Raw genomic sequence first — 12333 nt, 5'->3', positions numbered from 1 at the left:
CTAACCTCCCGAAGCTTTATAGCCGATACCATGAACGGTTTGTATCATTTCGCTACTAGCCGGACCCAGCTTTTTTCTCACTCTCTGTACATGAATATCCACGGTACGTGTACCGCCTATATAATCCATGCCCCATACCAAGTCCAATAGCTGCTCCCTCGTATAAACCCTATCCGGGCTGGATACCAGCAAAGCGAGCAGATCATATTCTTTAGGTGTCAAGTCAAGCTTGTTGCCGCCTGCCCAAGCCGTGCGCTTACTTGCATGCAGCATGAGTGGACCCAGCTTAATCTCGTCAAGCTCTTGCTTTTCTCCGGCAGCCTGCATTCTTCTCAGCAGCGATCTTAAACGAGCAAGCAGCTCCCGCATATCAAAAGGCTTTGTGATATAATCGTCTGCTCCCAGCTCCAGCCCTAAAATTTTGTTGACGATATCTTCTTTGGCAGTCAGCATGATCACGCCAATGCGGCCTTTATCCTGCAGCTTCTTTAAAATGTCATAACCATCCATGCCGGGAAGCATGACGTCCAAAATAATGGCATCCGGCCGATAGGCATGAAATTTATCCAATGCTTCTGCTCCATGATTTACAACCTCGACGGTATATCCTTCTCTTCTTAAGGCGTAGGCAATAGCATCCGCAATTTTTTTCTCGTCTTCAATAACCATAATTTTTTCGTTCATCGAATCACCAATCCATTCTTTCTGCATAGTAACAGTCTATCACCCTTGGATTTGGATCGAAAGCAATTGACTCTGCCATATTCTTGTTTTTCGAAGATTAGAAAAATATCACAATTGGCCTCGTGTCCTTACCCCCACAAACGACATAAGAAATCCGAAACTAGTTTATTGAGAAAGTGAAGGGAGCGGCTCATGAAACACTCGAAAGCGGTAACGCTTATAAGCCGGATCTACCAAAACCAACATCCGTTATTTGATTCCGAGGAAACGGCAAAAGCAGCAATGGACGATATCGATATTTTCCAAGTCGCTCCCCAAGTCTATTATTTATTGAAGAGCAGCGGCTTATTGGAAGACGTGCCTGCCGAGCACCGAAGCAGGCTTAAATCGGGCGTGGATGCTGTTTTGTTTCAAAACATGCTGATCCGCTCCGAGATGTACAAGCTTCTTGATGCGTTTGAGCATTCAGGAATTCAAGTGATCGTGCTGAAAGGCATTCGGCTGTCTGAACGTTTTTTTGGACATTTTTCGGGCAGGGGAACATCCGATATCGATCTGCTAGTACGCCCAGAAGATTTGGATAAGGCAATTGCCTTATTGGAGCGCCATGCGTTTATCCGGTATATAGAAGACGATGCGGATCATTTCCATATGCTGTTGAATAAATTTTATGCGAATGAGGATTTTCCGCTGCTCGGGGTGGAGCTGCATTGGAATATTTTGCGCGAGCATGTCTCGGATACGGATATGAGCAGCTTTTGGATGGATGCGGAACCGATTTATCCCTATCAATTGGTGAAGGAGCTCTCGGCCAAGGACACCTTTTACTACCTATGCCTACATGGCTATAACCATAATATGTTATCACTGAAGTACGTTATCGATATTGTGCACGTCCTGAGATGCTGCAGCGCGGAAATAGACTTGGGCCTGCTCTTTGCACAGGCAAAGAGCGATGGAAACTATGCCAAAGTACTAATTGCGCTGACCATTGTCTATGACTTGTTTCCCGAGCTGCATGAAATCAAGCCGCTGAACGTACGGAGACGCTGGCCGCTTTGGAATATCGAACTGATGCGAAATGCCCAATTCGGGATCAGAAACTGGCGATTTTATGGCTTCCATCTGTTTTCGGCCTTCGTCGCCTACGATTCGGTTAAACAACAGTGGGCACATCTGCGTTATTTACTGCTGCCGCCAAGAGATTATGCCTTGGACCTATTAAAGTATGCCAATAGATCAGACGTCCCGGATTCGAATGAGTCGATGAGCAAAATCTATGCCAAAATCTATAAGAGAAGACTCCAATTCTGGATTCGAACCATTCGTGCCAAAGAAAAGAAGAATTAATTCGAATACTCTCGTTTTATTAACATGAAAAGCAGGTATTAATACATTTAATTATAGTATTATATTACTAATTTTAATAAATATCATTGACTATCGCTATAATATGGCATAAATTCCTTGAAAGGAGGTGAATGAATTGAAAAAATATGAAGCTCCTAAAGTACTTGCGCAGCATACTGTCGAATTTGGAACAGCAAGACCAAGCGATAAAGTCGGCGGCTACGAATGGTGCCAAAAACGTAATTTCAAACCTATGTTTTGCAGGCATTATATCGGAGGTTAACTAGAAAGCAATGATAAATATGATCTGAGAAGCGGAGCTGACGTATGAGTTTGCTCCCTTTTTCTTCTCAGGAATAACTTCGGAAAGCGGTGCAGCATGACGTACACTTTGCATACACAGGTCGGCAGAAGTTCGATCGCTTTTCAAATTCAAACGACCATTTTATATGATGAATTAACCGCGCGCTTTCGATCCTTTGAAGCAAGCGGCAATCTCGAAGCGTCTGACATACAGGTGGAGGTCTACGACTTTTACGGGAAACCTTTCGACGACGGGCCTGTTGAGATTCAAGAGAACGGCGACGAATATATTTATGTCCGCGCGGACTATAAGCTCGTGACAACACCTGACTACAGCCAGGCAAAAATTTATGTTCACGATGACCTTGCACTCAAGCACGCCTTAATCAATCTCTACAGCGCCTGGCTGATCCATCGGCGCGCAGGGCTGCTCATCCATTCGTCGTGCGTGGTGGAGGATGAACGCGCTTGGATGTTCGCCGGGCCTTCGGGAGCAGGCAAGTCGACGGTAGCTGATCTTTCCGTTCCCCGTCCTATTCTTTCCGATGAGGCTACGCTCCTATTGTTTGAGCCGGATGGTTCGATTACAATCCATGATTCACCATTTCGGAGCGAAATGGAAGAAGCATGCGAGCTTCCAAGCAGTCCTTTGGCGGGCATTCATTTTCTGATCCAATCGCAGGATGTAAGGCGGGTAGGTATCCGCAAAGGAGACGCGCTGATTTCATTGCTGGATAAAGTTTTTTATTGGGAACATAACAAGCTGGAAACGGCAAAGATGATTGCGCTTTGCAAGCAGGCGGTAGAAGGCGTACCGGCTTACGAGCTTTATTTTCAGAAAAACGATACCTTTTGGGGAGTGATATCATGACGATACTGGCTGACCAAACGTTGCGGAGACGGGAAAATATCGAGACGGCTGAGCTGGATGGGGAGTGGCTGCTTCTGAACATCGACACCCACGCCATTACGAAAGTGAACGAGCTTGGCGGGTATATTTGGTCAATTATTCCTGATTATCCAAGTGTCACAGAGCTGGCTGAAAAAGTACATACCGAATACGGCGTTGAGATGGAAGTTGTTCTCGTTGACGTTCAAGCGTTTGTTGAGATGCTAATTGAGGCCGGACTGCTCATACATGCATGATTTGACGCAAGTCATGTCAGCAGTAATCCGGCGTGCCGGAAAGATTGAGCTGCCCTCTGCGGGTATCAGCATGTATCCTTTGATCAAGGAAGGAAACGTAAGCACCTTCCTAACCGTGCCGCGGGACGAATTGAAACTTGGCGATATTTGTTTATTCGTTAACGACCAAGGCGCGTTGACCGGACACCGCCTGTACGCCGTAAAGAAAGACGGCTCAAAGGAATTATTTATCTTCAAGGGAGATACATGCTTTGAGCCGGATGATCCCGTACCGTTCACGAGCATTCTGGGACGATGGACCGGCGTTCGCCGTAACAATCGTTTTCAAGCTGCGAATCATTGGAGATCCAGGCTGCTTGCTTTACTGGCTCTGCGTGTACCTAAATGGCACAAAGTGATTCGATGGTGCGCAGAAAGAAACGAACGTTATATGTAACTGCCGGTGAGTGACATTGACAAAGGAGTATTTTAAATTGAAAACGAAGAATGCGAAGCGGGAAGCGGGTAAACCTGTTAAAGGCGTCGCAGTCGGACAACAGGATAAGGAGAATCCATGGCTCCGTTTAAGGGCGGATGTGGATTTCACCGAACGACGATTTCGGCATTACGAGATTGTTTTCAAGACTTTGACCATGGAAATGGTAGACGAGCATGGAGAAACAATCATGACCTTCCATAAGAATAACCTGATCGATGTATCCGTTCGCGAGGCTCTCGGCGGAGCATCGTTTTTTATTATAACCGGTGATGGCGAGATAGAAGCGGCGAGATTCTCGATTCCGTACATCGAGTCATTCCGGCTGGCTGTTCCCGCGATAAGGAGCTGGCTGGCGGAAGGGTACGAGACTGGGGGCCTGACCCTCCCAGCTCTAGCAGAAGGTATGGAAACATATAGATGCTCAAAATGCGACAAAACCATCTCTCCCGGAGCAAGCAAGTGTTTAACCTGCAGCAGCAGATGGACCATGCTGCGCAGGTTGGCGGCTTATTGCACTCCGTACCGAAGCCCCATGCTGGTAAGCGCGCTGCTGCTTGTCTTATCCGTATTTATTGAAGTGATTCCACCTTATTTGATCAAAATGATTGTGGATGAAGTGGCCAAACCGTCTGGAAGCTTGAACGTGCTTTTTGCCTTGGCAAGCGGTTTAGCCCTTGTGCAGGTGTTATCTGCTGCGATGCAAGTCATTCGAAGCTACCTTGGCGTTCGAATAGGCGGGAAACTGGTAGGAGCGATCCGCCGGGATATGTTCGGCGCTTTGATGAAGCTTTCGATGCGCTTCTTCGATCACCGCCAGGTCTCTCAATTTATCGGCCGCATCCAGGATGATACCGATGAACTAAAAGAATTTTTGACGAACGGCATGGTGTATCTAGTCACGCAGATGCTGCTCGCCGTAGGCATCCTGTTTATGCTATTCCATCTGAATTGGCAGCTGGCAGCGATGATCCTGATCCCGACCCCATTCTTATTTGCCGGATTGTATTGGCTGTGGAAGAGGCTGGGCTCACTTTGGTATTCGCAATGGCAATCCGCCTTACATGTCAACAATGTGATTGGCGAAGCGCTTCAAGGCATTCGAGTCATTAAAGCCTTCGCGCAGGAAAATGCCGAGAAAAACCGTTTTGACAAGGTGAATAATCATTGGATCAATCGCACGATATCATTCGGTAATCTATGGCTTGGCGTATCTCCGATTTTCACGGTACTGACGGCTGTATTCGGCATCGCTGTTTGGTATTTGGGAGGACGATCGGTCATGTCCGGCACGATGTCGATTGGAACATTGACCGCCTTTACGACCTATTTGCTCATGTTCTTCGGACCTGTTCAAGCCTCCGGGCAGCTATTAAGCTGGCTTAACCGCTCGCTTGGCTCGGCCGAACGGATTCTCGAAATCATCGATGCCAAGGTTGATGTCCCTGATAAGCGGGACGCGGTGGAGCTTTCTTTCGTTTCTGGCGAGATCCGCTTTCATGGTGTGCGGTACGGGTATGAGGTGGAACGACCGGTGCTGAAAGATATTAACCTCACCATTCATCCCGGTGAAATGATCGGACTGGTTGGCCGCTCCGGTGCAGGGAAATCGACTCTCATAAACATGATTTGCCGCTTTTATGACCCGAATGCCGGAAGCGTTGTGCTTGACGGGCACGACTTGAGAGATATCCGGCAGGAGAGTCTCCGTAAACATATCGGCGTCGTGCTTCAGGAAACGTTTTTGTTCGATGGTACGATAGCCGATAACATAGCGTACGGCCGTCCGGATAGTTCGCCGGAGACCATTATCAAAGCTGCCCATGCAGCGAATGCCCACGATTTTATTTGCCGTCTGCCAGAAGGCTACGATACGCGTGTCGGAGAACGTGGACACCGCTTATCGGGCGGGGAGAAACAGCGTATCGCAATTGCGAGAGCGCTGCTGCTTGATCCGGAGATTTTGATCCTTGACGAAGCGACGGCATCCGTTGATACAGAGACGGAGCGGCTAATTCAAGAAGCGCTAACCCGCTTAATCCGGGGAAGAACCACCATCGCGATTGCCCATCGCCTATCTACTCTACGCCATGCGGACAGGCTTGTCGTCCTCGACCAAGGGCGCATTGTTGAAATGGGGACGCATGAAGAGCTTTACGCGAAACAAACGCATTATTATCGCCTGGTCGAATCGCAAAAACAAACGGCGAAAATACCATCGGAGGTCGGATAAGTTGAACCCGATATTTTTATTAAGCCGCTCGGAGCTGAGTCAAATCCGTTTGTTCCGAGCTTCTGACGGTAGCTTGCGTTTGGAGCAGGAAGGTAAGGCTTCGGCCCGCGTAACGCTTATTCGCAGTTTTCCGTATACAATGCCCGACCGGTTCATCTCGGTTCGCTCGGCGGAAGGGCGTGAAATCGCAATGATAAAGGATGTGAAGCATCTCGCGGAAGATAGCTTTCAGGCGGTACGAGAAGAGCTTGACCGAAATGATATGATTCCCGTCATTACACAAATCCTGGCCGTTAGAAAAAGTGGCAGCGGGTGGCTTTTGCGGGTCGATACGAATTATGGCCCGGCAGCATTGGTCATGGAAAACCTCCATGAAAGTATTCAATTCGTAACAGAAAATCGCTGGATGGTAACGGACAATGAAGGACGCCGCTTTAAGCTGTCCAATCCGGAGAAGATGGATGTACGAAGCCGTGAACATTGGAAGAAGCTGATCTGATTCCGGATTGTCATTTCAACGAGTCGTTTCTCTTATGAGATGAATAAGACATAGCTCGAGAGGCAGAGATGGAACCACCCTCCTTTTGGGCGAATATGATGCCATAAACGAAGCCTAGGAGGGATGGTATTGTACCCGGTTTACCCGTATTACAGCTCCAAAACAACCTGCGAGCAAACACCGATTACGTTTCCACCACAAAAGCAGGAAATTCAGCCTGGCATTGAAAGCTTGATGGTACCGCGCCCCATATTCGATAACCCTAATTATATTGGGAGCGGAAAGCTTAAAGACAAGGTGGCGATCATTACCGGAGGCGACAGCGGCATTGGCAGAGCGGTTGCCGTCGGTTTTGCCAAGGAAGGCTGCGATGTTGCCATCGTATACCTGTATGAGGAAGAGGATGCCGAAGAAACGAAGCGGGTAGTCGAATGTTATGGAAGACGCTGCATCAAGATAAGGGGCGATCTTCGCGATGAAGCGGTATCCGCCCAAGCGGTACAGCAAACAGTAAGTATATTTGGCAAAATAGACATTTTAGTCATTAATCAAGCTGTCCAATTTCCGCAAGACTGCATACTTGATATTTCAAGAGAGCAGCTGCTCGATACTTATCATACGAATATTTTTCCATGCTTCTACCTGACTAAAGCTGCGTTGCCGCATATGTGCTCAGGGAGCGCGATCATTAGCACGGCATCGGTAACGGCTTATGAAGGGAGAAGGGATCTTGTTGATTATTCGTCAACTAAGGGAGCGATCGTATCGTTCACGCGTTCCTTGTCCCTGCAGCTTGTCGACAAAGGCATACGGGTTAATGCCGTCGCTCCGGGACCGATATGGACACCGCTAATCGTATCCAGCTTTACAGCGGAGCAGGTATCTACCTTCGGTTCGGATACTCCGATGAAAAGGGCAGGGCAGCCCTTCGAGCTGGCGCCAACGTATATCTATCTGGCTTCGCAAGATTCTCAATATGTATCCGGGCAAGTGCTGCATGTTAATGGAGGGACCATAACGGAAACATAGTCCTACACAATATTAGTCAGGCCGCGACGTCTTGTGCTGCGCGGCCTTTGCTTATATCGCGTACGTTTGGGGTTTATAATATAATGAGAGCAGCATATGAAAACGTAAAGGCGTTTGTTGAAGGCAGAAGATTGCTTTATTGAATCTGCTCGAAAGGAGAATTTATAATGGCACGGATTGGCGAGATTAGCAGCATCAATAGGTATCCGGTCAAGTCTTTGGCAGGCGAGAGCCTAGCGAGCTGCCACATCGATACATACGGGTTAGCAGGTGATCGCTGCTATGCTTTTTATGATGAAACAAAAGAGGGTTGGGACAGTTTTATAACCGCAAGAAATATTCCGGCGATGCTTGCTTATCGGGCAGAGCTTGATGAAGAGAGCATGGGTTCGGACCATCCAACGATTCGCGTAACCTCTCCAGAGGGTGAGATATATAAGTGGGACGAGAGTTTATTAGTAGAGATGCAGAAGCACGCCAAAAATAAAATGCTCATGCGCAGCTATCCTGCAACCAGCCCGGAGCTTAAAGCCGTAGACGAAGGCAGCATTCTCATTATTACGAGTACAAGCTTGCAAAAGCTTGAAGCCATATGGGGGAAAGAGCTGGATCCACGGCGGTTTAGAGCCAATCTAGTCGTAGCTGTGGAGGATAGCGGGCTTGGCGAGGAGGAGTGGATAGGCAAGCGACTCTCCATTGGCAGCGCTGAGCTGCAGATCGATAAATATTGCGACAGATGCTCTATGGTAACGCTGGATCCGGATTCACTTGAACGTGATGCTTCCTTGCTTAGAAAGATCAACGAAGAGATGAATTTAAACTTCGGGGTTTATGCATCGGTCCAAAAAACAGGCGTCATTCAAGCAGGTGATCAGGTTCGGCTGATCGTTTAAAGAAGAGATGGGATAATGCCATTATTTTCCGTGAAAATAAATATCGCTAGTTAGTTGCCCGAACGGAGCAATAAGCTAGCGATTTGAAGTTTGTCAGGGAAGGAGGTTATCGAGTATGAAATTCAGAAGAGAAGTGATGGTCTTGCTCGCATGCTGCGTGCTGCTGCTTGCAGGCGCAGTCGGAATGGAATGGCTTAGACAAAGCGATGCCAAAAAGCCGATTGCAGTGGTGACCACTTTCAAGGGCGATCCAATGACTAATCGTGCTTTTACATGGCATAGCATGAAGTTGAATGAGGAAGCGCTCGTTCAAGTATGGGAAGGAACGGGAGAGATCGATTGGAAGCACGAGAAGGTCTTGACCTTCACGGGAAATACTACGGCGGTGGCAATAGCTGAGAACGAGCGTCAAGCTGTGCATAAGGCGGAAGCAAGCGGGCTTGAGCCAGGAACGGTGTACACATACCGTGTAGGGAGCGGAGACGCGAGGAGTTGGAGTGAACCGGCTGTTTTTACAACGGAAGCAGTGGATAAGGATTCCTTTACCTTCATAAACGTAACGGACTCGCAAGGCGTGGTGGAGCAGGACTTCACGCTTTGGGGCAATACGCTGGACAAAGCATTCGCAATGTTTCCTGAGGCTTCTTTCATTGTACATAACGGAGATTTGACGGAGGAGCCGGCCGATGAGCAGGCGTGGACGAATCTATTCAACAAAGCGGAAGAGTGGGTTAAGAGCGTTCCGTTCATGCCGGTAACCGGCAACCATGATGAGATTGAAGGTCATGCAGAGCGCTTCGTTTCTCATTTCGACTTGCCGGAGAATGGCGCAGCGGGATCATTCCCCGGGACAAGCTACTCATTTGATTATGGTCCCGTTCACTTTGTATTCCTGAATACGGAATCCAACATTAAGGAACAAGCCAGCTGGCTGCGAAGCGATCTTGCGGGCACGGAAAAAGAATGGATTATTGCTGCGCTGCATCAAGGCCCATATGGGGGGAATATGAATAAAAAGGTGAAGGGCTGGACGGAGCTGTTCGATGAGTTCAAGGTAGATCTTGTGCTGCAAGGGCATAACCACGAATATTCAAGATCATACCCGCTGCGTGACGGCAAGGTAACAGGTGATGGCGATTCGGTCGTTCAAAACCGCGAAGGTACGGTCTATGTCGTGACGAACACGTCTGGTCAGAAATTTAATGAGAAGAAGGAAGACAAGTTCTATCATAAGGTTCATTTTCAGAATGAGAAACAGATGTTCGCAGGGATTACAATTAGCGGAAACAAACTGACATATCAAGCTTACGATGTGTATGGGAGGAAATGGGATGAATTCGTGTTGGCGCATTCAATGTCTGAGCGTTGAGTCCTGCAAGCTGCGGCAAATAATAGATTGAAAAACAGCCATGCTCTCCGTTGTATTCGGAGAAATACGGCTGTTTTTTTTTGTAATTGTCTCGCAATGTAATATTAATTCAGCGGCAGTACGATCTGGAAACACGTACCTTCCCCTTGCCGGCTGGTAACTCCTATGGCGCCTCCATGCGCGCTCACGATAGATTGTGTAATGGCAAGTCCTAGCCCCGCACCGCCGTTTTTTCTCGTTCTGGAAGACTCGCTGCGGTAGAACCGCTCGAACAAATGCGGCAAATGCGATTCGGCAATGCCGACGCCATTGTCTGTGACGCGGATGATTGCTTCATGATTCTGTTCGAGCAGGTGTATGGAAATGGCTCCCGATTCTTCCTCCGTATGCTGCACGGCATTCAGAAATACATTTAAAACGACCTGCTTCATCTGATCGGCATGGAAACGACCTTTAACGGATGACGCCAGCTCGAGCGTAACGGTACGGCTGCCGGCAAGCAGCTGCAATTGCGGTTCCATCTCCTGCAGCAGCTCATCTAGGCTCGTATCGGTGAGCTGAAGCTGAGGAGCTTGGTCCAGCTTGGCGAGTGCAAGCAAATCTTCTACTAGCCGGTTAATCCGCTTCGATTCGAGCTGCATGCTGTTAAGCGCCCGGTTAAGCTGCTCAGGATTGGCGGCCGCTCCCCGCAGCAGCACTTCGAGGAAACCATGAATGGAAGTAAGCGGCGTACGCAGCTCATGCGAAGCATCGGCTATAAATCGGCGCATTTTTTCAGTTGTTTTCCGCTCTGTCTGGAATGAAATCTCGAGACGTTCAAGCATCCCGTTAAAAGCATCCGATAACCGGTCAATTTCCTCTTGTCCTTGGCTTTCGGGAATGCGTGTCGTTAAGTTCCCGGCATCCGTTTGCTGCGCAGCAACAACGACGCGAGATAAAGGGGTTAAGGTACGGCGAAGCAGCGGCAAATAAAGCGCAAGCCCGGCTGCAAGCGCAAGTACAGAGAGACCGCCAAATATGGCAAGCTGAGTCATAAGCAGCTGTGTGAGTGAGTCTGTATCTGTACTTACTTGTATGAGGCCTTCTGCTTTATTGGGCGGGCCGGCGAGCCGATAAACGACAAGCTGTTCGATTCCAGCGGCATTATCGACAATCTGGTAATCGAGCTTCTCGTGTTTCTCTAATTGTTCCGTTATTTGCGCATAATCACCTGCCGGAAGAATCGGCGCGCTTACATTCGTTTCTTTAGAAATTTCGGTGACCATGCCATCCCTGCCAATGAAGAGGATGGATAAACCAGGTTGATAGAATAAGGGCGAATCTCTTCGCTCTTTTGGCGGCCGATCCGCGGAAGCCGTTTCCTCGCCTTGAATGGAACGGTTGCCGCTTCGGTCCCCCAAGTTAGGCGCATTTCCACCCGAGAACCAATCCATCGGCATCGACATGACTTGGGCATTCAGTGCTTCGGCTTTATTCTTATAGACAAAATCTTTCATGATGATGTATTGAAGAATGCCGATAAGCATTAACAAAGCAGCAATGATGAGCAAAGAACGATAAAGCAGCTGGTAGCGTAAAGAACGAGGGGAGAAGAGCCTCTTGACGTTTAGCTTTTTTCCCGCGTTCATGACAAATCCATCCGATAGCCTGCTCCCCGTAGTGTTCGTATAAGCTTATGTTCTTTGTCATTCAGCTTCTCCCTGATAGAACGAATATACACTTCAACAATATTCTCATCTCCGCCGAATTGATATCCCCATACCTTGTCCAAAATAAGCGATTTGCTCAGAACGATTCCGTGATTCAGAATGATGAATCGGAGCAGCTCGTATTCCGTTGGGGATAGCTCCAGAATGCTGTCCATATAGACAAGCTCTTTTTTTCGTTCGTCCAATCGGAACGGCCCGTATACGGTCTCGCCTAGTAGATTGGGGAATTGATTGCGGAGCCTTGCCCCGATTCGGGCAAGAAGTTCGCTGAAGCTAAAGGGCTTGACCAAATAATCGTCAGCTCCGAGTGTCAATCCCTTCACGCGATCCTCTACCTCATCTTTGGCTGTTAGCATAATAACGGCAATGTTGTCCCCGGTAGCACGGAGAGCAGTGCATACCTCAAAGCCGTTCATCCCTGGCATCATAATATCCAGAATGACAACGTGAGGCTGGAAATGAGCAGCTTCCCGCAACGCGGCTTCCCCGTCAAGGGCGGTTCTAATGTCAAAGCCCTCATTCACCAAACCTAACTCCAGAAATTGAACGATGTTAGGCTCGTCATCTACGAGCAATATTTTAATTCCTTGGAAGAATATCATGTTGGCAGCTCCTTTCACGTTGATACCTGTCTATTATCAGC

Annotated in this window: 13 protein-coding genes; 10 read left to right on the top strand and 3 right to left on the bottom strand. The window is 48.3% G+C overall.

What is annotated here, in order from left to right; all coding sequences use genetic code 11:
- Positions 1 to 684, bottom strand: a complete 684-nt coding sequence (locus AB4Z29_RS14985) for a response regulator transcription factor (RefSeq protein WP_441943950.1) — start codon at positions 682 to 684, stop codon at positions 1 to 3.
- Between the two features lie 192 nt (positions 685 to 876).
- Between AB4Z29_RS14985 and AB4Z29_RS14980 the strand changes: the two genes are divergently transcribed.
- The 10 genes from AB4Z29_RS14980 (at position 877) to AB4Z29_RS14935 (ending at position 9981) form a co-directional block, all read left to right on the top strand.
- On the top strand, positions 877 to 2034 hold the full coding sequence (locus AB4Z29_RS14980) for a nucleotidyltransferase domain-containing protein (RefSeq protein WP_441943847.1): 1158 nt from the start codon (positions 877 to 879) through the stop codon (positions 2032 to 2034).
- 136 nt (positions 2035 to 2170) lie between these two features.
- Complete coding sequence (locus tag AB4Z29_RS14975) at positions 2171 to 2317, top strand: hypothetical protein (RefSeq protein ID WP_183558568.1); 147 nt, start codon at positions 2171 to 2173, stop codon at positions 2315 to 2317.
- A 96-nt stretch (positions 2318 to 2413) separates the two neighbouring features.
- On the top strand, positions 2414 to 3208 hold the full coding sequence (locus AB4Z29_RS14970; RefSeq protein WP_441943846.1) for a hypothetical protein: 795 nt from the start codon (positions 2414 to 2416) through the stop codon (positions 3206 to 3208).
- Positions 3205 to 3483, top strand: a complete 279-nt coding sequence (locus AB4Z29_RS14965; RefSeq protein ID WP_441943845.1) for a PqqD family protein — start codon at positions 3205 to 3207, stop codon at positions 3481 to 3483. The genes AB4Z29_RS14970 and AB4Z29_RS14965 overlap by 4 nt, the downstream gene beginning before the upstream one ends.
- Positions 3476 to 3919, top strand: coding sequence for a signal peptidase I (locus AB4Z29_RS14960; RefSeq protein WP_441943844.1), 444 nt, complete (start codon positions 3476 to 3478; stop codon positions 3917 to 3919). The genes AB4Z29_RS14965 and AB4Z29_RS14960 overlap by 8 nt, the downstream gene beginning before the upstream one ends.
- Before the next feature lie 37 nt (positions 3920 to 3956).
- A complete protein-coding gene (locus tag AB4Z29_RS14955) occupies positions 3957 to 6191 on the top strand; it encodes an ABC transporter ATP-binding protein (RefSeq protein WP_441943843.1) in 2235 nt (744 codons plus the stop codon).
- A 1-nt stretch (position 6192) separates the two neighbouring features.
- On the top strand, positions 6193 to 6690 hold the full coding sequence (locus AB4Z29_RS14950; protein WP_441943842.1) for a DUF1854 domain-containing protein: 498 nt from the start codon (positions 6193 to 6195) through the stop codon (positions 6688 to 6690).
- A 129-nt stretch (positions 6691 to 6819) separates the two neighbouring features.
- Positions 6820 to 7719: an SDR family oxidoreductase gene (locus AB4Z29_RS14945; RefSeq protein WP_441943841.1), complete on the top strand. Its 900-nt coding sequence runs from the start codon at positions 6820 to 6822 to the stop codon at positions 7717 to 7719.
- A gap of 167 nt (positions 7720 to 7886) precedes the next feature.
- Positions 7887 to 8612 (top strand): MOSC domain-containing protein, encoded by a 726-nt coding sequence (locus tag AB4Z29_RS14940; protein WP_441943840.1) that lies wholly within the window; start codon positions 7887 to 7889, stop codon positions 8610 to 8612.
- Positions 8613 to 8727: 115 nt separating this feature from the next.
- Positions 8728 to 9981: a purple acid phosphatase family protein gene (locus AB4Z29_RS14935; RefSeq protein WP_441943839.1), complete on the top strand. Its 1254-nt coding sequence runs from the start codon at positions 8728 to 8730 to the stop codon at positions 9979 to 9981.
- Positions 9982 to 10085: 104 nt separating this feature from the next.
- On the opposite strand, the gene AB4Z29_RS14930 is transcribed toward AB4Z29_RS14935, so the two are convergent.
- On the bottom strand, positions 10086 to 11609 hold the full coding sequence (locus tag AB4Z29_RS14930; RefSeq protein ID WP_441943838.1) for a sensor histidine kinase: 1524 nt from the start codon (positions 11607 to 11609) through the stop codon (positions 10086 to 10088).
- The gene (locus AB4Z29_RS14925) at positions 11606 to 12292 is read right to left on the bottom strand and encodes a response regulator transcription factor (RefSeq protein ID WP_441943837.1); all 687 of its coding nucleotides are present in this window, start codon (positions 12290 to 12292) and stop codon (positions 11606 to 11608) included. Before AB4Z29_RS14925 ends, AB4Z29_RS14930 begins: the two co-directional genes overlap by 4 nt.
- Positions 12293 to 12333 lie beyond the last annotated feature (41 nt).

Source organism: Paenibacillus sp. 2TAB23 (assembly GCF_052115165.1).
Taxonomy (GTDB): Bacteria; Bacillota; Bacilli; order Paenibacillales; family Paenibacillaceae; genus Pristimantibacillus.
Note: the sequence above shows the minus strand (reverse complement) of the source record. Positions and strands in the feature narration are given on the sequence as shown.

Bases quoted from the DNA above. Each gene is read 5' to 3' on its own strand.
- AB4Z29_RS14925 (WP_441943837.1), bottom strand. From the start codon at position 12,292: ATGATATTCTTCCAAGGAATTAAAATATTGCTCGTAGATGACGAGCCT.
- AB4Z29_RS14970 (WP_441943846.1), top strand. From the start codon at position 2,414: ATGACGTACACTTTGCATACACAGGTCGGCAGAAGTTCGATCGCTTTT.
- AB4Z29_RS14965 (WP_441943845.1), top strand. From the start codon at position 3,205: ATGACGATACTGGCTGACCAAACGTTGCGGAGACGGGAAAATATCGAG.
- AB4Z29_RS14940 (WP_441943840.1), top strand. From the start codon at position 7,887: ATGGCACGGATTGGCGAGATTAGCAGCATCAATAGGTATCCGGTCAAG.
- AB4Z29_RS14985 (WP_441943950.1), bottom strand. From the start codon at position 684: ATGAACGAAAAAATTATGGTTATTGAAGACGAGAAAAAAATTGCGGAT.
- AB4Z29_RS14980 (WP_441943847.1), top strand. From the start codon at position 877: ATGAAACACTCGAAAGCGGTAACGCTTATAAGCCGGATCTACCAAAAC.
- AB4Z29_RS14930 (WP_441943838.1), bottom strand. From the start codon at position 11,609: ATGAACGCGGGAAAAAAGCTAAACGTCAAGAGGCTCTTCTCCCCTCGT.
- AB4Z29_RS14960 (WP_441943844.1), top strand. From the start codon at position 3,476: ATGCATGATTTGACGCAAGTCATGTCAGCAGTAATCCGGCGTGCCGGA.
- AB4Z29_RS14935 (WP_441943839.1), top strand. From the start codon at position 8,728: ATGAAATTCAGAAGAGAAGTGATGGTCTTGCTCGCATGCTGCGTGCTG.